This is a genomic window from Corallococcus exiguus, assembly GCF_009909105.1.
GTDB classification, from domain to species: domain Bacteria; phylum Myxococcota; class Myxococcia; order Myxococcales; family Myxococcaceae; genus Corallococcus; species Corallococcus exiguus.
Genome location: NZ_JAAAPK010000003.1, coordinates 802,552 through 822,816 on the forward strand (window position 1 = coordinate 802,552; position 20,265 = coordinate 822,816).

Annotated in this window: 19 protein-coding genes; 13 read left to right on the forward strand and 6 right to left on the reverse strand. The window is 70.4% G+C overall.

Annotated elements, in window-relative coordinates; genetic code table 11:
- Positions 1–71 precede the first annotated feature (71 nt).
- Positions 72–1,133 (reverse strand): DUF481 domain-containing protein, encoded by a 1,062-nt coding sequence (locus tag GTZ93_RS14750; protein ID WP_161662823.1) that lies wholly within the window; start codon positions 1,131–1,133, stop codon positions 72–74.
- Positions 1,134–1,301: 168 nt separating this feature from the next.
- On the opposite strand from GTZ93_RS14750, the gene GTZ93_RS14755 reads away from it, so the two are divergent.
- Entirely contained in the window at positions 1,302–1,973 is a 672-nt protein-coding gene (locus GTZ93_RS14755; protein WP_120599942.1) for a hypothetical protein, read from the forward strand.
- 43 nt (positions 1,974–2,016) lie between these two features.
- Positions 2,017–2,973, forward strand: coding sequence for a GNAT family N-acetyltransferase (locus GTZ93_RS14760; protein ID WP_139923337.1), 957 nt, complete (start codon positions 2,017–2,019; stop codon positions 2,971–2,973).
- A gap of 1 nt (position 2,974) precedes the next feature.
- Here the strand turns inward: GTZ93_RS14760 and GTZ93_RS14765 are convergent, their stop codons facing one another.
- Complete coding sequence (locus tag GTZ93_RS14765) at positions 2,975–3,940, reverse strand: ferritin-like domain-containing protein (RefSeq protein WP_139923329.1); 966 nt, start codon at positions 3,938–3,940, stop codon at positions 2,975–2,977.
- Between the two features lie 125 nt (positions 3,941–4,065).
- Between GTZ93_RS14765 and GTZ93_RS14770 the strand changes: the two genes are divergently transcribed.
- Genes GTZ93_RS14770 through GTZ93_RS14780 form a run of 3 tightly spaced genes read left to right on the forward strand, consistent with a single transcriptional unit; the run spans position 4,066 to position 6,501 of the window.
- On the forward strand, positions 4,066–5,205 hold the full coding sequence (locus tag GTZ93_RS14770; RefSeq protein ID WP_120581372.1) for a hypothetical protein: 1,140 nt from the start codon (positions 4,066–4,068) through the stop codon (positions 5,203–5,205).
- A 22-nt stretch (positions 5,206–5,227) separates the two neighbouring features.
- Complete coding sequence (locus GTZ93_RS14775; protein ID WP_139923331.1) at positions 5,228–5,530, forward strand: YkgJ family cysteine cluster protein; 303 nt, start codon at positions 5,228–5,230, stop codon at positions 5,528–5,530.
- Positions 5,527–6,501 (forward strand): hydrolase, encoded by a 975-nt coding sequence (locus GTZ93_RS14780; protein WP_139923333.1) that lies wholly within the window; start codon positions 5,527–5,529, stop codon positions 6,499–6,501. Before GTZ93_RS14775 ends, GTZ93_RS14780 begins: the two co-directional genes overlap by 4 nt.
- On the opposite strand, the gene GTZ93_RS14785 is transcribed toward GTZ93_RS14780, so the two are convergent.
- Positions 6,502–7,152 (reverse strand): hypothetical protein, encoded by a 651-nt coding sequence (locus GTZ93_RS14785; RefSeq protein WP_120581369.1) that lies wholly within the window; start codon positions 7,150–7,152, stop codon positions 6,502–6,504.
- A 1,189-nt stretch (positions 7,153–8,341) separates the two neighbouring features.
- On the opposite strand from GTZ93_RS14785, the gene GTZ93_RS14790 reads away from it, so the two are divergent.
- Positions 8,342–9,430 (forward strand): hypothetical protein, encoded by a 1,089-nt coding sequence (locus GTZ93_RS14790; protein WP_139916699.1) that lies wholly within the window; start codon positions 8,342–8,344, stop codon positions 9,428–9,430.
- Positions 9,427–10,032 (forward strand): outer membrane beta-barrel protein, encoded by a 606-nt coding sequence (locus GTZ93_RS14795; protein WP_139916701.1) that lies wholly within the window; start codon positions 9,427–9,429, stop codon positions 10,030–10,032. Before GTZ93_RS14790 ends, GTZ93_RS14795 begins: the two co-directional genes overlap by 4 nt.
- A 12-nt stretch (positions 10,033–10,044) precedes the next feature.
- Here GTZ93_RS14795 and GTZ93_RS14800 read toward each other — a convergent pair whose 3' ends face one another.
- On the reverse strand, positions 10,045–10,455 hold the full coding sequence (locus tag GTZ93_RS14800) for a response regulator (RefSeq protein ID WP_120577307.1): 411 nt from the start codon (positions 10,453–10,455) through the stop codon (positions 10,045–10,047).
- A gap of 297 nt (positions 10,456–10,752) precedes the next feature.
- On the opposite strand from GTZ93_RS14800, the gene GTZ93_RS14805 reads away from it, so the two are divergent.
- Both GTZ93_RS14805 and GTZ93_RS14810 read left to right on the forward strand, forming a co-directional pair.
- The gene (locus GTZ93_RS14805; protein ID WP_120577306.1) at positions 10,753–12,156 is read left to right on the forward strand and encodes a DEAD/DEAH box helicase; all 1,404 of its coding nucleotides are present in this window, start codon (positions 10,753–10,755) and stop codon (positions 12,154–12,156) included.
- Positions 12,143–13,357, forward strand: coding sequence for a DUF790 family protein (locus tag GTZ93_RS14810; RefSeq protein WP_139916703.1), 1,215 nt, complete (start codon positions 12,143–12,145; stop codon positions 13,355–13,357). The genes GTZ93_RS14805 and GTZ93_RS14810 overlap by 14 nt, the downstream gene beginning before the upstream one ends.
- 14 nt (positions 13,358–13,371) lie before the next feature.
- Here the strand turns inward: GTZ93_RS14810 and GTZ93_RS14815 are convergent, their stop codons facing one another.
- Positions 13,372–13,737 carry a helix-turn-helix transcriptional regulator gene (locus tag GTZ93_RS14815; protein ID WP_014399416.1) on the reverse strand — a complete coding sequence of 122 codons (366 nt, stop codon included), beginning with the start codon at positions 13,735–13,737 and terminating at the stop codon, positions 13,372–13,374.
- Positions 13,738–13,866: 129 nt separating this feature from the next.
- Here GTZ93_RS14815 and GTZ93_RS14820 point away from each other — a divergent pair, with 129 nt between their 5' ends.
- The 4 genes from GTZ93_RS14820 (at position 13,867) to GTZ93_RS14835 (ending at position 17,814) form a co-directional block, all read left to right on the forward strand.
- Entirely contained in the window at positions 13,867–14,226 is a 360-nt protein-coding gene (locus GTZ93_RS14820) for a response regulator (RefSeq protein WP_120577300.1), read from the forward strand.
- 65 nt (positions 14,227–14,291) lie between these two features.
- Entirely contained in the window at positions 14,292–15,131 is an 840-nt protein-coding gene (locus GTZ93_RS14825) for a metallophosphoesterase family protein (protein ID WP_139916705.1), read from the forward strand.
- A gap of 34 nt (positions 15,132–15,165) precedes the next feature.
- Positions 15,166–16,467 carry a DUF418 domain-containing protein gene (locus tag GTZ93_RS14830; RefSeq protein WP_139916707.1) on the forward strand — a complete coding sequence of 434 codons (1,302 nt, stop codon included), beginning with the start codon at positions 15,166–15,168 and terminating at the stop codon, positions 16,465–16,467.
- 69 nt (positions 16,468–16,536) lie between these two features.
- Complete coding sequence (locus tag GTZ93_RS14835) at positions 16,537–17,814, forward strand: DUF418 domain-containing protein (RefSeq protein WP_139916709.1); 1,278 nt, start codon at positions 16,537–16,539, stop codon at positions 17,812–17,814.
- A 100-nt stretch (positions 17,815–17,914) separates the two neighbouring features.
- Here GTZ93_RS14835 and GTZ93_RS14840 read toward each other — a convergent pair whose 3' ends face one another.
- Positions 17,915–20,173 (reverse strand): M4 family metallopeptidase, encoded by a 2,259-nt coding sequence (locus GTZ93_RS14840; RefSeq protein WP_139916710.1) that lies wholly within the window; start codon positions 20,171–20,173, stop codon positions 17,915–17,917.
- Between the last annotated feature and the right edge of the window lie 92 nt (positions 20,174–20,265).

Sequence of the window (20,265 nt, forward strand, 5' to 3'; positions counted from 1 at the left end):
GAACGCGGCGCCCGGGATTCTTCCCTGGCGCCGCGTCGCTTTTGGCGGGCTTGGGTACCCGCGTGGGGGGACTACAGGGCGACGGTCAGGTTGAAGGAGAGCGCCGTGTCGGTGGACACCTTGCCCGGGGGCGGAGCGCTGTCGGACTTCACGAGGAAGCCCACGCCCAAGGCCAGCGCGTCGGTGAGGTTCGCCATCACCTGCGTCTGGCTGCTGAAGAGGATGCGCGCGTCGGAGATGACGCTGACCAGGATCTCCGCCTCTTCCTGGAAGGTGATGTCCTTGGAGAGGCCGTAGCGGAACAGGGCGCCGAAGCGCGGACCGCCCAGGTCCACGTTCGGCAGGTCCACGCGATTGGGGTAGTACTGGAAGCGCAGCTCGCGTGCGTAGCGGAAGGCGAAGTCGGTGCGCAGGACGGTCTCGCGCACGCTGGCCTTCTCGTCCCGCTTGGTGTCGAACCAGAAGATGCTGGCGCCGCCTTCACCGTAGGGCCGCGCCTCGATGCTCTTGATGTGGTCCGTGTCCACGCCGGCCAGCAGGTAGCCGCTGATCTCCTGCGTGAAGCGGCGGTCCCCGCGCAGCTCGACGCCGGCGTTGAGGGCCACCACCTGGGACAGGGACTCCACCTCCCCTTCCACCTCGGGCGGGCGGCTGCGGCCGTACGCGCCGTAGGCCTTCACGGAGTAGATCCAGTGCTCCGTCTTGCGCAGCGCGCTGGCCAGGCCACTCACCGTCAGCGTGGACGCGTTGCCCGTGAGGGAGATGAGGCTCAGGCCCACGCTGACGTCCCAGACGCTGGGCTTCACGGGGACGGCGGCGACGGCGGCCTCGGGGGCGGGGGCGGGGGGCGGCGGGGCGATGGGCCCGCGCGCGGTGACTTCAGCCAGACGCTCGATGGCCTCCGCGAGCCGGGCACTGGCCTCGGCGGCGCGCTCCGCGGCTAGGGCGGCGCGCTCCGCGGCGGCGGCGGCGCGCTCGGCTGCGGGAGCGTCCGCGGGCATGGCGGGCGGCGGGGGCGCGGGCGGCGCCGGAGCGCGAGCGGCAGTCGGAGGCGGCGGGGCGGCGGGACGAGGGGCGGGCGCCGGCGTCTGGGATTGCAGCGACGAGGCGAGCAGCAGCGCAACGGGGAGCATCTGGGTTCCTTGGGATGAGGCAGGTGCGGCAGCGGACCTGCAAGGGAGCGTGAAGGGGCCGGCTCCCATTCCGGCGCGAACTTCTTAGCGCATGCGGGACACGGAGCGTCCTAGCCTTCTAGGTTCGAAACGCGGGTCGCCCCTGGACCCGGTACGTGAGGACCCGCCTTGAGGCCCACCCTGCTCCCGTTGCTGTTCGCGCTGTCGCTGTGGCCCGCCGTCTCCCTGGCGGCGCAGAAGGTCACCGTTCCGGTGGACGTGGGTGTGGGGCCGGCGGTGTTCGTGTTCTCCGGCCCCATCGCGGACGACCAACTGCTGCACACGGGGCTGAAGCTGTCGGTGGACGCGGTGCTGGACAAGGAATGGCTGCGCAAGAACCAGCGCGCCATCCCGGCGCGCTACCGGAAGCAGGCGAAGCAGATGGATGAGATTCGCATCTCGCCGTCCATCTTCATCCCGGACTCGTTCATCATCTCGCCCAAGTACCGCGACACGGGGATGTACGGCGTGACGTTCAAGCCGCTCGGGTTGGGAGTGCCGCTGTCGTCCAGTCCGGTGCGCTTCAAGCTGGGCGTGGGGCTGGTGTTGACGTACGCGTACATCTTCTCCGACACGCTGCCGGACACGCACTTCCTGCGGCCCGGAGCGAGCCTGGGCGCGGACCTGGAGTTCCAGCTGGCGAAGAGCTTCCTCGTCAGCGTGGGCTGGGAGTCCACGTTCTACGTGCCGCAGGAGCTGGGCGGGTTGGGACTGCCGGACTCGCTGGGGGACGGCATCTTCCACGTGGGGCAGGCGTACCTGCAGCTGCATTTCCGGTTCCCGTACACCACGACGCTGTAGTGCTCGCGCGCGGGCGGGGCGCGTGGCTAGCGTGCCCGGCACCATGTCACTCGTCCTCGCCACCGACGCGCAGAAGGCGCAGCGCGACGCCGTCACCCATGCCGCGTGGGGTTCACCCCTGAGCGTGCCGCAGTACCAGGAGCGTGAAGCGCGGCTGCGCGCGCACCCGTGGAGCCGCGAGGGCATGAACACGTGGCTGTGGCTGGCGGATGACGGCCGGGTGCTGGCGTCATGCGAGACCTTCCACACGGACAGCTTCCTGCGCGGCGCGGACGGCCAGCTGACGCAGGGGGACAGCTACGCCATCGCCAGCGTGTACACGGAGGAGCACCTGCGCGGGCGGGGACACGCCACGCGGTTGATGGACGCCGTCGCCGTGGAGCTGGAGCAAGTGGCGCAGCGGCCGCACTCGGTGGTCCTGTTCTCCGACGTCGGGGCGCCGCTGTATCGCCGGTCAGGCTACGTGGACGTGCCCGCGTGGGACTGGCACCTGGACGCCGCCGATGCGCTGGGAGGACGGCCCGTGGACGACGGCCTTTTGGAGACGGACGTGGCGGGGGCGCTCGCTCGGATGCGCCGGCCGGACGTTCCCTTCTTCCTGTGGCCTGGCGCTGCGCAGGTGGACTGGCACCTGGAGCGGGAGCGCATCTACGCGGACCTGCTGGCGCGGCCCCGGCCCCGGACGTGCGGCGCGGTGGTAGGCGAATCCACCGCGCTGTGGACGATGAACGCGCGCTACGGCGAACTGGTGGTGCTGATGCTGGACGCGCGCGACGCCTCCGCGGCGGAGGTGCTGCTCACGGAGGCGCGCCGCGTGGCGCATCACGCGGGACTCAAGCGAGTGGTGTGGTGGGAGGAGCCCACGACGGCGTCACTGCTCGGCGGCGTCCCCGGCGCGGTGCGGGTGCAGCGGGATGGGTCGCTGCCCATGTTGCGGCCGCTGCGCCCGGGGCTGCCTCCCGCTCCGGAGGTCCCCTTCCCTCGCGCCCTCTGGGTGTGAATCAGGCCTGAAGGCCCACGGCGGCGAGCCCTTGGAACAGGGCCTGGGCCTGCGCTAGTGAGGGCAGGCCCGCGTCGTGGATCAACGGCTCTGGCGGATGGTGGCCGTCCACCTCTTCGCCCAGGATCCGCAGCGCTTCCCGCCGCGACTGGCGCAGCCCTTCCCGCTGCGCCGCGCTCAAGTGCTCCTGCGCCCAGGCATCCACCGCCCACGCCAGCTCCGCGTGCCGCAGCTCGTCCCGGGCGATGGCGCGCAGCGTGCTCCGCACCTCCGGGTCCCTGGCGGTGCGCCCCTGCCAGCCCGCGACGAAGGCGCCGAACGTCTCCCGCACGCAGCCTTCCACGGCGTTCTCCCTCAGCATCTCCTCCAGCGAGCGGGGTTCGAACGGCGGCAGGTCCACCTCCGGCATGTCCGCGCCGTGACGCCTCGCGAGCGCCTGCATCGCGCGCGTGTGGCGGACCTCGTCTCCCGCGGAGCGCCGGGCCGCCTTCACCAGTTCCTCCGGCGCGCCGTGCGTCTGGAGCTCTTCCGCGAGCCGCAGGAACGCGGGCACCGATGCCGCCTCCAACCAGGCCGCCTTCGCGAACAGGGCTCCCAGCTCGCTGCCTGAGTCCAGCACGGCGGCTTCCCTCAGGCCCTCCGGGCGGCGGCCGTCGCCGAAGCAGCTCTGATAATGGCAGATCAGATCCGCGCCCCCATCCGCCGTGCCCGCGGTCGAGCAGCCCCAGTTGGAAACACCGTCAGGATGCGGGGGGCAGAGCCCGCAGGGGCGAGGGAACCCTCCATCGGCCTGCACGGCGATGGGCCCCAGGTTCAGCGCCGAGTAGTCAGGCTCACAGACGAAGCCCACTTCCTCGCCACCACAGGCCAGTCCCCCGGGCAGCAAGGGAGCAGCCAACAGCAAGCCGTAAAGAGTGCGGCGCAACATCCGGTGCTTCGGAACCAACACCACCGTCCGACTCGACATGAGAAACCTCCGCGCTCCCATTCCAGGAGAGCGGTCTGGCTTCCCACCTCCGGCCAGGTGGAAACAGGGGCGGCGACCCTAACCCGGATGTGTCAGGCGGCGACAGGTCCCCTAGGATGCGCCCCATGGCCGAGAGAAGGCGCATCATCGAGGGCTCCTGGAACTGCACGTCCTGCGGCGCCAAGAACATCCCTGCCCGTCACAAGAACTGCCCCTCCTGCAACAACCCGCGGGAGCTCACCGGCAAGGAGTCCGAGTTCGACTTCGGTGACGTGGACGCGGCCTCCGGCAAGTCCACCCGCGAGGGTGTCGCCGACGAACAGGCCCTGGAGATGGCCGGCGCCGGCGAGGACTGGTTCTGCGCCTACTGCGGCGCGGCCAACCGGGGCGACGGCAAGCGCTGCCGGCAGTGCTCCGCCGAACGGGGCTCGGATGCGAAGGCCGCTCCGCTCGCGGACCTGTCCCCCAAGGCGCCACCGAAGCCCGCGCCCAAGCCCCGCCGCTTCGGCAAGGTGGCGCTCATCGTGGTGGGCATCTTGAGCTCCTGCTGCCTGGGCACCTGCGCGGTGGGCATCTGGGGCAACATGAAGCATGAGCTCAAGGGCGAGGTGGTGGCCACGAACTGGCGCCGCGCGCTGGTGCAGGAGCGCTTCGTCCCGGAGACGCGCACGGGCTGGCGGGACGAGCTGAGCAACACCTCGCCGCGCATGCCGGTGAACGGCGCGGGCGAGGTCGCGGGCGTGACGAACATCCGCGACTGCGCGTCCCGGCAGCGAGGCACCCGCCGGGTGGCGGACGGCACCCAGCGCGTGTGCCGGACGAAGACGCGCAAGGTGGCCTGCGGCACCGAGGAGAAGTGCTCCCGTCGCGACAAGGGCAACGGCTTCGCCGAAGAGGTCTGCCACGACGTGACGAAGTACTGCAACGAGTCCTACGAGGACTGCGACACGGAGACGCGCTACCGCAACGAGCCCGTCTACTCGCAGCAGTGCGCCTACGACACGTACGTGTGGAAGCCGGTGGACACGCGCGAGCTCAAGGGCACGGAGGGGCCGCCGCGCTGGCCGGAGCTCGTCGCCGGGACGAACGAGCGGGTGCGGCGCGAGGAGGACTACACCGTGCTCGTGCGCTACGACGACGACGGCGTGAAGCAGCACGAGGTGAAGCCCACGCGCGAGGACGAGTTCGTCGCGTGGAAGAAGGGCCAGGGTGTCACGCTCACCGTGACGAACCTGGGCAAGGTGGAGCAGGCCGTCCGCCGCTGAAGAAACACCGTCGAGGAGCTTCATGGAGTGCACCTGCTGTGGCGCCTGCTGCGTGGCGCCGGACATCGCCGCGCTGGACAAGCCGTTGGGGCTGCGGTGCCCGCACCTGGGCGCGGACAACCTGTGCACCGTGTACGAGCGGAGGCCCCAGGTGTGCCGGGACTACGCGGCGGACGAGGTGTGCCGCCGCATCGAGGCCCCCACGTTGGAAGAACGCGTGAACAACTACCTGGCGCTGTTCCAGCTCACCGCGGAGGCGGAGTCCGTGCGCAAGTCGGGCTGTGCCTCCATGCGGATGGCGCGCGCCCTCAGGGAGCGGAAGTGAACTTCCAACCCACCGAGCCGTTCATTCCCGCGCCGGGCGTTCGTGGCGCGCACGCGCAGACCATCTACGCGTCGCTCGTGCGTCCCACCCGCGTGCCGCCCCTGCGGCGGGAGCGGAGGGATTTGCCGGACGGGGACTTCGTCGACCTGGACACCTTCGACGGGCCGAAGGGCGCGCCGCACGTGGTGGTGCTGCACGGCCTGGAGGGGTCCTCGCAGGCGGGCTACGTCACGGAGGTGCTGCGGGGCGCGGCGAAACGCGGCTGGGGCGCCACGGCGATCAACTTCCGCTCGTGCAGCGGGGAGCCGAACCGGCTGGCCCGGGCGTACCACTCCGGAGACACGGCGGACACGCTGCTGGTGATGGCGGACGTGCGCGAGCGCATCACCGGACCGATGCTCGCGGTGGGATTCTCGCTGGGCGCCAACGTGCTGTGCCGGCTGCTGGAGGAGACGGGAGACCAGGCGCCGGTGGTGGCCGCCACGTCCATCAGCGCGCCGTACGACCTGGACGCGTGCTGCCGGAAGCTGGATGGCGGCAGCGGCTACCACTGGCTCTACCGCGAGCGGTTCCTGCGCACGCTCAAGAGCAAGGCCCGCGCGAAGTTGCAGCGGTTCCCGGGCGCGTTCGACGGGACGCGCATGGAAGCGGCGCGCACCATCCGGGGCTATGACGACGTGGTCACCGGGCCGCTGCATGGCTTCCGGGACGCGGAGCACTACTACCGGGAGGCTTCGTCGGGGCCCAGGCTCGCGGACATCCGCCGGCCCACGCTGCTGCTGAGCTCCGCGGATGATCCGATGCTGGAGGCGCCGGTGATTCCGCCCTCGGCGCGGGACAACCCGTTCCTCAGCGTGGTGCTGACCGAGCAGGGTGGCCATGTGGGCTTCGTCGCGGGCCGCGTGCACCGTCCGTACTTCTGGGCGGAGGCGCAGGCGCTCACGTTCTTCGAGCGGGTGCTCGCCAGCTGATCAGCCGAAGAAGAAGGTGAGGCCGAGTTTTCCGGACGGCTGCACCTTGCGCATCATCCACGACTGCGTCTCCACGGGAGACAGCGCGTCGCGGAAGGGCTCGTCCAGCTTCTGGAGGCTGGGGACGTCCATCTCCATGAAGCTCATGCCGCCGCGCACGAAGAAGCTGAGGCGCCGGGTGGCGTTGAACTCCAGGCCCACGTGCGTACTGATGTACGTGTAACCCACGCGCTCCATGGAGGAGGCGGGCAGCTGCGTGCGGTCCGCGAGCCTCCGGTTCAGCGTCTGCGTGCTCGCGGCCTGCGCGTGTCCGAACTCCCATGAGAACGAGGGAGAGACCTTGCTCTTCAGCGGGAGCAGCGTGAGTCCCGCGCGCAAGGCGCCTCGCAGACCGTTGTGCGCTCCGCCGAGGTGGATTCGCAGGTACGGCGAAGGCCGGAGGACACCGGAGAGTCCCGCGCCTTCGGGCATGCCCGCGTCGAGCATCAGACCGAAGGGTGCCAGCCGCTCCGGATCATTGCTGATCCGCCGACGGCCTTCCATCTGCGGTGCCTGCACCTGGGGTGATTGCACCTGCGGTTTTGATTGGGCCACGGCCGTGTGAGCCGCCAGGACCACTACCGCCGCGGTGACGATGGACACCGCTCCCATGAGGATTCTCCCCGTTCCAGACATCGCGGCCACGCGCGATGAGATTTGCGAGGTACGCCGGATCACGGGAGTACGTGCTCTCCGAGACCCGGCTGCGTGTTGCTCCCCCCGACCCGCCACTCCACTCCCGCCACACGCCCGGTGCTGACTGTCGCGTCGCCTCGATGCCGCCGCCGGCTGGATCGCGAAGCTCTCGCGCCGTCACGTCTTGATTCACGGCTCTTCACTTCTCCCGTCCGGCGACCACGACCGCCTTTGCCGGACTCCCCCAAACTGCGCACTGCTCCGTCCCGCCGCCCAGCCCCGTCCTGCGACCTGCCTGCTGCCTTGCTCGACCGCGCCGCGTGCTGCCCCACGGTGCCGCGCGATGAGAGGTGATGCGCACTGCCCTGATCCGCCGTGCTGCTTGTGCTGCGTGCTGCCCCGTCCCGCCCGTCCTGCCCCGTGCTGCCTTTGCTGCCCCGACCCGCCCTACCCCGTCCTGCCCTTGCTGCCCCGTCCCGCCCGTCCTGCCTCGTCCTGCCCTTGCTGCCCCGACCCGCCCGTCCTGCCCCGTGCTGCATTTGCAGCCCCGACCCGCCCAACCCCGTCCTGCCTTTGCTGCCCCGACCCGCCCGTCCTGCCCCGTGCTGCCTTTGCTGCCCCGACCCGCCCAACCCCGTCCTGCCTTTGCTGCCCCGACCCGCCCTACCCCGTCCTGCCTTTGCTGCCCCGACCCGCCCGTCCTGCCCCGTCCTGCCTTTGCTGCCCCGACCCGCCCTACCCCGTCCTGCCCTTGCTGCACCGACCCGCCCTACCCCGTCCTGCGTGCTGCCCCGTCCCGCCCTACCCCGCCCTGCGTGCTGCCCCGACCCGCCCGTCCTGCCCCGTGCTTCCCTTGCTGCCCCGACCCGCCCTGCCCCGTCCTGCGTCCTGCCCCGTCCCGCCCTGTTCCCCCTGAAGCAGTGCGGCTTCCCCCCCACCGACTCCGTCCCCCCCGCCGTGCTGCCCGTCCCTGCTGCCGGGGTGCCTAAGCATTCGCCGTGCCGACGCTCCTTCGCGAGATATTCCCCTGAGATATCAGTCCTTTGCGTCAACCGACCCCGCAGGACGAGCCGGGCTGTGGGCTCGGAGCCGGAAAAAACTCCTGACCCTCCGGGGCCCCGGCCTAACGTGTGACAGCCTTGTTGACGGGATGATGGAGGAACCCGTGCGCCTTCCGGTCGCCGCCGCACTGCTCAGCCTGGTCGCCTGCTCCGAATCGACCGAAGGCACCACCCCGAAGCTCGAGGGCCTCATCAATCCGCGGCAGCGGCTCATCACCCCCGCGCGCGTCTGCAACGCCGGTGGCGGCACGGCGGGATGGCGCCTGGAGCTCATCGGCAGCCGCTTCATCCCCGTGCCTCGCGACGCGCTCACCGACACGCCATCCGTGGAGCTGCCCCTGGTCTCGCTGAGCGGCCCGACCGACTACACGCTCCCCGCGGACCACCTCTTCTTCGCGCGCACCGAGCTCATGCGGATGGACCTGCCCACCCGCGACAGCACGCCGTCGAACACGCTCCCGCCCGGCGCCTATTCGGTCTCCGTGACGAACCCCCTCGGCGGCACCTCCGAGCTCGAGGACGCCCTGCGCGTCGTGCCGCCGCCGGAAATCACCAACCTCACCGCGCCCGCCGGCTTCCGCTACAACGCCGCCAGCCCCCTCGTCATCGAAGGCAGCGGCTTCCGCTCGGACGCGCTGCCGCTCATCGTCCTTCAGCGCCAGGGCGAAGAGGATCAGCCCCTCTTCACCCTCACCATCGTCTCCGACACGCGCATCGAAACCGAAGTGCCTCCCGCGACACCGGAAGGCACCTACGCGCTCACCCTCACCAACCCCGAGGGCTGCTCCGTCACGCGTCCCCAGGCGCTCACCATCACCTATCCGAGGCTGGGCGCCCTCTCCGTGTCGCCCGCGAGCGGCCCCGCGAAGAGCGACACGGTCATCACCCTCACCAACACCGCGTCCGGCACCTCGAAGCCCTTCACGACCGGCACCCACGACGTGTACCTCGTCGCGCCCGTGAAGACGGACCCCGGCCAGACGGTGAACATCCCGCTGTACGACGTGACCTTCGTCTCCTCGTCGCAGCTCCGGGCCACCGTGCCGAATTGCTCGGGCTTCGACTCGCGGCCCGTCACGGACCCCTCGTGTCCCGGCGGCATCGTGCCCGGCACCTACGGGTTCATCGTCGCGGACCCCAGCGGTGCCTTCGGAACCCTCCCCGCGTCCTCCGGCTTCACCGTGTCCCCATGAACGCCCTCGCCCTGCTCGCGGCCGCGGCGCTGGCCGCCGCCCCCTCCTCCAAGAAGGACAACGGGGGCCCCCTCTTCATCGCGCCCAAGGTGGGCTTCATCAAGCCCGTCACGTCGCTCGGCGGCGACCTCTTCCTGGGCGGCGAGGTGGGCTACCTCACGCCCCTCCTCCAGCGGCGCCTCGCGCTGGTGCTGGAGGTGAACTACCACCGGCCCTCCACGACCGGGACGCTGCGCGGGCCCCAACTGGACAACCTGGGCCAGCCCATCGAAGCGCCGTACACGCTCGCCGAGCGCGAGGTGGCCATCCAGCTGTCCGCCGTGTTCCGCTTCCCCCGCGCGCTCGGTCCGCTCACGCCCTACGTGGGCGCGGGCCCTGGCCTGTACCTGCACCGCGCGACGGTGGAGTCGTTCGACAGCACCACGTCGGAGAGCGGCGGCGGGCTGGGCTTCCAGGCGCTCGCGGGCGCGGAGCTGCCGCTGGGTCCGGGCGGCGCCTTCCTGGAGGCGAAATTCCACTTCGCTCCAGTGGACTTCCTCACCACCGGCGACGTGAACGCGGGCGCGGTGCTCGCCGCCCTGGGCTACCGGCTGCGCCTGTAGTCGAGCGGTGGCTCAGGCCCGCCCCACCGGCGGGCGCAACATCCGCAGCAGGTGCTGGGCCAGCAGGTCTCGCGTGGCCTGGAGCACCGACCCCATCAGGTGGTGCAGCGCCTCCGCGGTGTCGCCGTGGGCTTCGCGCACGCGCTCGGAGCGGCCGTCGAAGATGCGCAGCCGGCCGGGCACCAGCGAGATGACCGGCAGCGACGGGTGCCGCTTGCGCAAGAGCCCCAGGAACAGCGGGTGGTCCTCGTCCGGACGGCGCAGGTCCACCACCACCAGCGCGGGCGTGTGCTCCGCGATGGAGGCGAAGGCGTCATCGGGCTCGCCCGTGGCGGACACCTCCACGTCCGGCTCCGAGTCCAGGAAGCGGCTGAGCAGCGCACGGGACGCCGCATGCGGGCTGACGACGAGGATCCGCATCAGCGGGCCAACGCCTGGAAGGATGCGGAACTCCCACCCGAGGGCGGTACAGGACAACCAATGGCAGGGCGGATCCAGGGCATGGGTGGAGCAGGTAACGCCCGAGCCCCCCTCAAAGCAATCCGCCCCGCGTCCAGATGGCACGCCGTGCCGCCAGGCAGCCAATCGTCCGCGCCCGTGGCTTCTTCCGGCCATGCGGGCCAGAGTGGCGGCGCGCCTCCCAACCCGCTACTTCCCATCCCGCGCGAGTCTCCCCCCACGTCGGTTCCCCCAGAGTCCCGAGCGTCCGCCATCGAGCCCCTGCCCTCCCCCCTCACCGAGCTGCACTACGACAGCGGCACGCTGGTGGCCCCGACGCTGCCCGACGACGAGCGTCTGCACGCGCTCTTCCAGAAGGACGCGCGCACGGGCGTCTTCCGCGCGCCCGCGCGGCACTACCGCGACGTCGTCCTGCGCCTGCGCGAATGCGGGCTGCCCTACGAGGACCGCGCGAAGCGCTTCGAGCCGGCGGAGCTGCCCCTCGCGGTGCCCATCGAGCCGTTTCCGCATCAGCGCGCGGCGCTGGACGCCTGGACGCGCGCCGGAGGCCGGGGGCTGGTGGAGCTGCCCACCGGCGCGGGCAAGACGCTGCTGGCGGTGCTGGCCATCGCGTGGGTGAAGCGTCCCACGCTGGTGGTGGTGCCCACGTTGGACCTGATGGCGCAGTGGCAGGGCGTGCTGGCGAAGCACTTCGCCACCCCGGTGGGCATGGTGGGCGGCGGCGTCAACGACCGGCAGACGCTCACGGTGACGACGTACGACTCCGCGGCGATGCAGATGGAGTTCACGGGCAACCGCTTCGGACTGCTCATCTGCGACGAGTGCCACCACCTGCCCGCGCCCAGCTACCGCTTCATCGCGGAGGGGACGCTCGCGCCCTACCGGCTGGGACTCACCGCGACGCTGGAGCGCGCGGACGGCGGCGAGCGCGTGTGCGAGGAGCTCCTGGGCCCGCTGGTGCACCGCACTGGCATCGACGAACTCCAGGGCCAGTACCTGGCGCCCTACGAGGTCCGCCGCATCGAGGTGCCGCTCACGCCCGACGAGAAGGCGCGCTACGACGAGGCGCGAGGCCGCTACATCACGTTCGTGCGCAAGCTGGGCGTGCCGCTCGCGTCACCTGAGGGTTGGGCGCGCTTCCTGGCGCAGAGTCAGCGGAGCGACGAGGGGCGCGCGGCGTACCGGGGCTACCGGGAGCAGCGCCGCATCGCGCTCACCTCCAGCGGCAAGCTGGACGCGCTCTGGAAGATATTGCTGGAGCACCGCGAGGACCGCGCCATCGTCTTCACCGACGACAACGAGACGGTCTACACGCTGGCGCGCAAGCTGCTCCTGCCCGCGCTCACGCACCACACGCCGCTGCCGGAGCGCAAGGCGCTGCTGGCCGCGTTCGCCAGCGCGGAGCTGCCGGTGCTGCTTACCTCACGGGTCCTCAACGAAGGCGTGGACGTGCCGGACGCTCGCGTGGGCGTGGTGCTCAGTGGCAGCGGCAGCGTGCGCGAACACGTCCAACGCCTGGGCCGCATCTTGCGAAAACGCCCCGGCAAGCGCGCCCTCTTGTACGAAGTGTGCTCCGCGCAGACCGCGGAGAGCGGCATCAGCGAAAGACGCCGGCAACACCGCGCCTACCAGGAGCCGGAGGGATCGCCAGATGCTGACGCGTGAGCTGCTCGCCTCGCGCGTGCGCGAAGGCATCCTGCGCCCCTCCTTCGTGAAGACCCACGACCCGTCCCTCCAGGCGCTCGCGAAGGAGCTGCTCGCGGACGCGGAGTCCTTCCGGGGCCAGAGCCGCGACGATGTAGAGGAGGCCTTCAGCCTCAAGGCCGGAGCGTTCAGCCGCCCCAAGGTCGCGCGCGGGCTGGTGAAGCTGCTCCTCGACCGGCTCATCTTCGACGAGGCCGGCGAAGGCGCCACGGAGGCGCGCTGGCGCACGCTGCTCGTGGGCACGAAGGTGCTGCGGACCCTTCCGCCGGACACCACGCTGGAGGCCTACGAAGCGCGCCTCACGGAGGCCCTGGGCGCGCCGCTGGCGGACACGCGCGAGGCGCTCTACTCGGACCTGCCCGGCAACCGGAAGCTGCTCGGTTGGGACGGCGAAGCGCTCACTCCGCAGGGACTCCTGGACCGCTACAACCTGGCGCTCGCGCAGGGGCCGCTGCTCAACGCCCGGCGCCTCACCCTGCGCGCGCGGTCTCCGGAGCTGCTGCGCGTGCGCAAGCTGTTGCGCTGGTTGAAGTTCTGCCGGCTGGTGGCGGAGGTGCGGCGCGACGGCGAGGACTGGGCCCTGGAGGTGGAGGGCCCTGGCGCCATGCTGTCCCTGCAGAAGAAGTACGGCCTGCAGCTCGCGAGCTTCCTCTCCGTGGTCCCCATCCTGGAGCGCTGGGAGCTCTCCGCGGTGCTGGAGGACGCGCGCAAGCGGTCCACGCTCCAGCTCTCCCATGAGGATCCGTTGGTATCCCCGCTGCCCGCCGCGCTGGGGCACGTGCCTCCGGAGGTGGCCGCGCTGGCGGAAGACTTCGAGGATGAGGCCTGGGCGCTGGACCTGACGCCCCTGCCCCGCCACACCGGCGCCGCTGGACTGTGCGTGCCGGACCTCACCTTCCGCCACCGGAAGTCGGGCCAGGAGGTCGCGCTGGAGCTGTTCCACCCGTGGCACGCGGCGCCGCTGTCACGCCGGCTGGCGGAGCTGCGCGCGCGTCCGGACGCGGGGCTGCTCCTGGGCGTGGACCGCGCGCTGGCGAAGGAGTCGGCGGAGCGGCAGGTGCTGGAAGATCACCCGCAGGTGGTGCTCTTCAACGGCTTTCCCTCCGTCCGGAAACTGAGGGAACGGCTCGCGCGATGGGACGGCGCGGCGAAGGCCGGATGAGCGCCGGAGCGCCCTCAGCTCCGCGGTTTGAACTGTGAGGCCAGCACGCTGAGGATGCGGACGGAGCCCCGGTCCAGTTGCTTCGCGCGACGCAGGAGCCGGCGCAGCTCCGCGGACTCGCCGTAGTCGGACGGAGGCTCCGCGGCCCACTTCACGTCCTGCGACGGCTTCAGCCCCAGCGCCTCGTCCGCGGAGATGGACAGCACCACGCACAACCGGCGGAAGGTCTGGATGCTGGGCAGCATGTGGCCGCGCTCCAGGCGCCCGTAGACCTCACTGGCGATGCCGATGCGCTCCGCCACGTCCGCCTGGGTCAGGTTCAGGCGGGTGCGGGCGACGCGGGCCGCGCCTCCGAGCCGGGATGCGAGGGTCTTTTCCATGGGGTCGTTAACCTACCGGGTTCGCCCATGTCGATATGACTTGAGAGGTTGGCTTCCAAGAACTTCCGGGGTAGGCTTTTCGCGACACAACCTCTTGCGTCTAGCCCGTCCGCACCACCCATTGCCTTCATGCGAGAGTCCTCCAGCCCACCCAGCTTCCTCTTCGTGGACGCGGATCCGCGTGCGCTGGCCGCGCTGCGGCGGCTCTCCAGGTACCTGCCCGGAGACAAGCGCTTCGCCCTGGGCGTGCGCGAAGCGGAGCGGCTGATGGGGGAAGCGGCGCCGTCCGTGGTGGTGTGCGGCTACGGCCTGCCGGATGGTGACGGGCTGTGCCTGCTCACGTGCGTGCGCGCCCAGCATCCTCGCGCCGCGTGCGCGCTGCACACCACGCATCCCCCGTCTCGCGGGCTGCGGGAGGAGGGCATCACCTGGATGGACCGCGCCGCGCCGCCGCAGCAGGTGCTGGCGCTCCTGACCTCCTTGAGCTGACGGCCGGGCGTTCCCATGGCGTGCGCGGCGGGGAGCGTTAAGGTAGGGACTCCCCCACGCACGCCATGAAGCTCTACGCCATCAGCGACCTGCACCTGCGGCACAAGGAGAACCACGAGGCGCTGGCGGCACTCGCGCCACGTCCGGACGACTGGCTCATTGTCGGCGGCGACGTCGGCGAGACGCTCGCGGACATGGAGCTGATGCTGCGCACGCTCACCGCGCGCTTCCGCCAGGTCGTCTGGGTGCCAGGCAACCACGAGCTGTGGACCATGCCCTCCGAACAGCCTCCGCTGAAGGGCGAGGCGCGCTACCTGCGCATGGTGGACCTGTGCCACCGCTTCGGCGCGCTCACGCCGGAGGACCCGTATCCGCGCTGGCCCGGCGAGGGCCCGCCCCGCGTCATCGTCCCCATGTTCCTGGGCTACGACTACACCTTCCGCCCGGACACCGTGCCCGCGGACAAGGCGCTGGAGTGGGCCTGGGAGGACGACCTGATGTGCACGGACGAGGTGCTCCTGCATCCGGAGCCCTACCCCACCCGTCAGGCCTGGTGCCACGCGCGCGTGGAGCGCACCCGCGCGCGGCTGGAGCGGCTGCCGCCGGAGTGCTCCACCATCCTCATCAACCACTACCCACTGCGCTACGAGCATGTGCGGCTGCCGCGCATCCCGCGCTTCTCCATCTGGTGCGGCACGCGCCTCACCGAGGACTGGCACACGCGCTACCGCGCGGAGGTGGTGGTGACGGGGCACCTGCACATGCCGGCCACGCTGTGGCGCGACGGCGTGCGCTTCGAGGAGGTCTCCCTGGGCTACCCCATGCAATGGCGTCACCGGGGCGGCCTGGAGCGCTGCCTGCGTGAAGTCCTTCCCGGTCCGCGGACACCCTCCCCGCAGCCGTAACGCACCGCTGGACGCGGGCGTGTAATTTCACGCCATGCCCGAGCCCTCTTCCGCTGGACCCGTCGAGCTCTCCGAGCGCGTGCACCTGCTGGACGCCCTGCGCGGCTTCGCGCTCCTGGGCGTCTTCGTCTCCAACAGCCTGAGCTGGTTCAGCGGCCGGACGCTGCTGCCGAACGAACAGGCACAGGCGCTGGCCGCGCCCATGCTGGAAGCGGTGGTCCGCCAGCTCTACGCCTTCTTCGTGGACCAGAAGTTCGTCACCCTCTTCTCCCTCCTCTTCGGAATGGGCTTCGCGCTGCAGATGACGCGCGCGGAAGGGCGTGGCACCTCCATCGTGCCGGTGTACCGGCGCCGCCTGCTCGTGCTGTTGGGCATCGGCCTGGTGCACATGTTCGCCCTCTGGGTGGGTGACATCCTCAGCACCTACGCGCTGGTGGGCTTCGTCCTGCTGTTGTTCCGCCAGCGCTCGGACAGGACGGTGCTCACCTGGGTGGCGGTGCTCTTCGTCGTCCTGCCGCTCACGCTGTCCATCGCGCAGCGCTTTGGCCCGGAGCTGCTGCACGGCAAGGAGGCCGCGGAAGCCGCCGCCAAGGCCACGCGCGACCTGGAGGCCGCGCACCGCACGGCGTTCCTCACCGGCCTGTCCAGCGAGTCCGTGCTGACGTCGCAGAAGGCCAACGCCCTCTTCGCCTGGCAGAACCTGCCCAACCCGGGGCGTCCCATCTGGCTGTGCATCATCCTGGGCCGCTTCCTGCTGGGCCTGTGGACCGGACGCATGAAGCTGCTGGAGGACGTGGAGCGCCACCGCAAGCTGCTCGTGCGGGTGATGGCCTGGGGGCTGGGCGTGGGCAGCGCCGTCGCCACCGTGTCGTTGGTGCTCTATCTCAGGAGCCGGGGCACCCCCGGCGGCCCCTGGGGACAGACCAGCCAGCCGCCGTGGATGGTGGGCATGCGCACCCTGCGGGAGGTGGGCTACCTGTTCATGGGCTGCGGGTACGCGGCGGCCTTCGCGCTGCTCTTCCAGAAGGAGCGCTGGCGCAAGGTGCTGGGCGTGCTCACGCCCGCGGGCCGCATGGCGCTGACGCTCTACCTCACGCAGTCGGTGATCAGCATCGCGCTGTATGACGGCTGGGGCCTGGGGCTGGTGGGCCACACGCCGCCGTCGCGCACGGTGCTCCTGTGCCTGGGCGTCTTCGCGGCGCAGGTCGCCTTCAGCCACTGGTGGCTGGCGCGCTTCCGCTTCGGGCCGGTGGAGTGGCTGTGGCGCTCGCTCACCTACGGCCGCCTCCAGCCCATGCGCCTGGCCCCCGCCGGTGAGGCGCGCGCGGCGCACTGAGATGTATCGCTGTATCAGGGCGGGCGCGTGATTTGACGCTGCCGAGGGCGCCGGCATGTAGTGCCCGGCATGTCCGAGTCCCCTTCCGCCGGTCCCATTGAAAGCGCGCAGCGCGTCCACGCCCTGGACGCCCTGCGCGGCTTCGCGCTCCTGGGCGTCTTCATCTCCAACAGCCTGAACTGGTTCAACGGTCGGCTGTTCCTGCCGAAAGAGCAGGCCCTGGCGCTGGCCGCGTCGCCGCTGGAGCTCACGGTCAATTCGCTCTTCGCGCTGCTCATCGAGCAGAAGTTCGTCACCCTCTTCACCCTCCTCTTCGGCCTGGGCTTCGCGCTGCAGATGACGCGCGCCGAGGGGCGGGGCACCTCCATCGTGCCGGTGTACCGGCGCCGCCTGCTCGTGCTGTTGGGCATCGGGCTGGTCCACATGTTCGCCATCTGGCTGGGCGACATCCTCACCACCTACGCGTTGGTGGGCTTCCTGCTGCTGTCGTTCCGCCAGTGCTCCGAAAAGACGGTGCTCGTCTGGGCGGCGCTGTTCCTGTTCGTGGTGCCCACCGTCTTCTCCATCGGGCAGCGGGTGCTCCCGGTGATGCTGGACGGCGCGGCGGCGACGGAGCGCGCCCAGAAGGCCACGCGGGAGGAGGACGCGGAGCGCCGCGCGGCCTTCTTCGCGGGCCTCTCCAGCGACTCGGTTGTGACGAGCCAGCAGGCCAACGCGGCCTACGGCTGGGCCAGCATCCCCAACCCCAACCGCCCGGTGCTGCTGTCCATCATCCTGGGCCGCTTCCTGCTGGGCCTGTGGGCCGGGCGCCGGGGGCTGCTGCAGGACGTGGAGCGCCACCGTCCGCTGCTGCGGAAGCTGGCCGCCTGGGGACTGGGGGTGGGCAGCGTCATCGGGCTCGTCGTCCTGGCGATCAACCTCACCTACCGGGGCGTGACGAGCCTGCCGGGGTGGCTGGTGTGGATGCGCATCCCCAAGGACGTGGGCATCCTCTTCCTGGGCGTGGGCTTCGCGGCGGCCTTCGCGCTGCTCTTCCAGAAGGAGCGCTGGCGCAAGGTGCTGGGCGTCTTCACCCCCGCGGGCCGCATGGCGCTGACGCTCTACCTCATGCAGTCCGTGCTCAGCATCACGCTGTATGACGGCTGGGGCCTGGGCCTGGTGGGCCGCACGCCGCCGTCGCTCACGGTGGTCTTCAGCCTGCTGCTGTTCGCGGGACAGGTGGCCTTCAGCCACTGGTGGCTGGCGCGCTTCCGCTTCGGCCCGGTGGAGTGGCTGTGGCGCTCGCTCACCTACGGCCGCGCCCAGCCCATGCGCCTGGGCCCCACCGCGGCGCACGCGGTGAACTGAAGCGGGACAAAAAAAGAACCCCGGGTCCCGCGAGGAGGCGGGAGCCCGGGGTTTCAGGAGCGGAGCGCGGCACCTTCGCCGCGCCCCACACCTTCAGGCACTACTTGACCTTGTAGGAGGCCGCGAACACGGTGTTGATGTAGCCGTCCACCTCGGTGTCGACCAGGCTCGGCACACCGACGATCGTGATGTAGTACTTGCCCGCCGGGATGTTGCGCAGGATGACGCTCTCCGTCGCGCTCTCCCTCACGCCACGGCCCAGGTAGGACGTGAACGTCGGAGCGGCGGCGGCCTGCACGTAGACGTCGGCGTTGCCCTCGCCCTCGCCCAGCGCGATGGACAGCGTGTTGATGCCAGAGTCCTTCTTGAACTCAGGCACGTCGATGATGAAGGTGCGGGTGGAGCCCGGCACGCCGGAGAGGCCCTCGATGCGGGTCTCGTTGCCGATGTCCTCGAAGCCACCCTTCCAGGTCACGGACAGGCTGGTGCCCGTGTAGGAGGTGAAGCCCTTGATCATCACGTACCAGATGCCCTTGGCGCCGGAGGTGGCGAAGGTGCAGGTCTCCGCGTTGCCGGACTTGTACGGACGGCAGTCGTACAGGGAGTCCGTCGGGGCGTTGGTCTTGCGGACGTAGAGGTCCGCGTCACCCGTGCCACCGGACAGCGTGAAGGTCACGTCCGTGGCGCCCTCGGGGATGGTCACCGAGTAGTACACCTTGCTGCCGGAGGTGCCGTTGATGCCCGTCACGGGCACGCCCTTCTCGATCGGCGTGGTCACCGGAGGAGGCACGGGCACGCCCACGCCCACGGCCTTCCAGGCGTTGCCCACCGAGGCGATCTCCGCCGCGGTGAAGCCCAGCTGCGTCGCGGCCTGCTCGGAGGCGGTCTTCGCGGCCTCGAAGTTCGAGGACGCAACCAGCAGGTCGGCGTTGATCTTGTAGAAGACGCGAGCGGCCTTCTCGAAGCCGATGCCGGTGACGACCTGGGTCGTCTTGGCGCGCGGGTGCGTGCCACCCTCGGACATCAGGTAGAACGCCAGGTTGGAGATACCCGAGCTGTAGTGCACGTCCACGCCCGAGCCGTAGTCCGGGTAGTAGTCGAGCGAGTCCCCGTCCTGCGTGGGGTTCTTCATGTAGCGCAGGCCGTCACCCGGGATGCTCGGGGTCCAGACGTCGTCGCCGACGATCCAGGTGCCGTCGTCGATGACCTTGCCCTTGCCGTACCACTCGCACACCGCGCCGAAGATGTCCGAGAGGGACTCGTTCAGGCCGCCGGACTCACCGGAGTAGGTGAGGTTGGACTCGTTCTCCGTCACCGCGTGCGTCAGCTCGTGCGCGGTCACGTCCAGCGAGTTCGCCAGGTTGGAGGCGTTCACGCCGTCGCCATCGCCGTACACCATCTGGGTGCCGTCCCAGTAGGCGTTGACGTAGTTGTTGCTGTAGTGGACGAAGCTCTTCAGCGTCGCGCCCGCGTTGTTGATGGAGTCGCGGCCGAACAGGGTCTGGTAGCAGTCGTAGACCGTGCCCAGGTGGTTGTAGTTGTTGTTCACCACCACGTCGGCGTGGGCCGCATCACCCTCCCACCGAGCCCGAACGCCGCCCGTGGGGACGTTCGTCTTGTGCTGCATGTCGTTGACCTGGCGGTTCTTCGCCGAGTGGATGTGCGGAACGCGCTCGAAGACGTCTCCCGTCTTGGCGTTCACGTACACGGAGTCATCCACCGGGGTGGTGTCCTTCAGCTCGCCCACGACGCGAATTTCGTACGCGAGGATGAGCTCGTTGCCCGAGCGGCGGTACACGAGCTGGGGCTCGCCGTTGGCGGCCGCGCGCTCCGGGGAACCGCGATCACCGACCGCCGCCGAGATGGCCGCGTCGGACGCGATGGTGGCCTTCAGCTCGCCCTGCAGGTCGCCACGGGCGTTGGTGTTCACCGCGAACACGGAGCCGTTGCGCGCGTGCAGGCGAACCTCGGCGTCCTGAACCAGGATGCCGTTCTGGGTCACGCCGTAACGGTAGTGGGTGTCACCGTCGAAGCCGACGTAGGCCCGCTTCAGGAACAGGTCGTTCGGGTTCAGGTGGAACAGCGGCGCCACGCCCGCGAGCACCGGCGCCAGCTGCTGCTGGGCCGCGATGCCCTGGATGGCCGAGGGAGCGGGGACGGAACCGAAGGAACCGGTGAGGAAGGTGGGGACCGCGTCGGAGTCCGCCGCGATGACCTTCTGGCCCGCCGACAGATTGGCGGAAGCCTTCTGGATGTTGGCGTCCTCGGTGTTCGCCGCAGGAGCGCCATCGGTGCAAGCGCCAACCATCAGGGACAGGGCTGCGGCACCCAGGGCGCCGCGTACTCGCTTCTCGTACATGTAATCCTCCTAAGGGGAAAGATTAGGAAACACTGTGCCACAGGAGAGGCGCGTATTTCAAGTACAGGCGAGATTTCTACTTTTACATCTCT

What these genes read in the sequence shown, in the direction of transcription:
- GTZ93_RS14750 (WP_161662823.1), bottom strand. Translation starts at nt 1,133, where the DNA reads ATGCTCCCCGTTGCGCTGCTGCTCGCCTCGTCGCTGCAATCCCAGACG.
- GTZ93_RS14760 (WP_139923337.1), top strand. Translation starts at nt 2,017, where the DNA reads ATGTCACTCGTCCTCGCCACCGACGCGCAGAAGGCGCAGCGCGACGCC.
- GTZ93_RS14765 (WP_139923329.1), bottom strand. Translation starts at nt 3,940, where the DNA reads ATGTCGAGTCGGACGGTGGTGTTGGTTCCGAAGCACCGGATGTTGCGC.
- GTZ93_RS14770 (WP_120581372.1), top strand. Translation starts at nt 4,066, where the DNA reads ATGGCCGAGAGAAGGCGCATCATCGAGGGCTCCTGGAACTGCACGTCC.
- GTZ93_RS14775 (WP_139923331.1), top strand. Translation starts at nt 5,228, where the DNA reads ATGGAGTGCACCTGCTGTGGCGCCTGCTGCGTGGCGCCGGACATCGCC.
- GTZ93_RS14785 (WP_120581369.1), bottom strand. Translation starts at nt 7,152, where the DNA reads ATGGGAGCGGTGTCCATCGTCACCGCGGCGGTAGTGGTCCTGGCGGCT.
- GTZ93_RS14795 (WP_139916701.1), top strand. Translation starts at nt 9,427, where the DNA reads ATGAACGCCCTCGCCCTGCTCGCGGCCGCGGCGCTGGCCGCCGCCCCC.
- GTZ93_RS14810 (WP_139916703.1), top strand. Translation starts at nt 12,143, where the DNA reads ATGCTGACGCGTGAGCTGCTCGCCTCGCGCGTGCGCGAAGGCATCCTG.
- GTZ93_RS14815 (WP_014399416.1), bottom strand. Translation starts at nt 13,737, where the DNA reads ATGGAAAAGACCCTCGCATCCCGGCTCGGAGGCGCGGCCCGCGTCGCC.
- GTZ93_RS14820 (WP_120577300.1), top strand. Translation starts at nt 13,867, where the DNA reads ATGCGAGAGTCCTCCAGCCCACCCAGCTTCCTCTTCGTGGACGCGGAT.
- GTZ93_RS14825 (WP_139916705.1), top strand. Translation starts at nt 14,292, where the DNA reads ATGAAGCTCTACGCCATCAGCGACCTGCACCTGCGGCACAAGGAGAAC.
- GTZ93_RS14830 (WP_139916707.1), top strand. Translation starts at nt 15,166, where the DNA reads ATGCCCGAGCCCTCTTCCGCTGGACCCGTCGAGCTCTCCGAGCGCGTG.
- GTZ93_RS14835 (WP_139916709.1), top strand. Translation starts at nt 16,537, where the DNA reads ATGTCCGAGTCCCCTTCCGCCGGTCCCATTGAAAGCGCGCAGCGCGTC.
- GTZ93_RS14840 (WP_139916710.1), bottom strand. Translation starts at nt 20,173, where the DNA reads ATGTACGAGAAGCGAGTACGCGGCGCCCTGGGTGCCGCAGCCCTGTCC.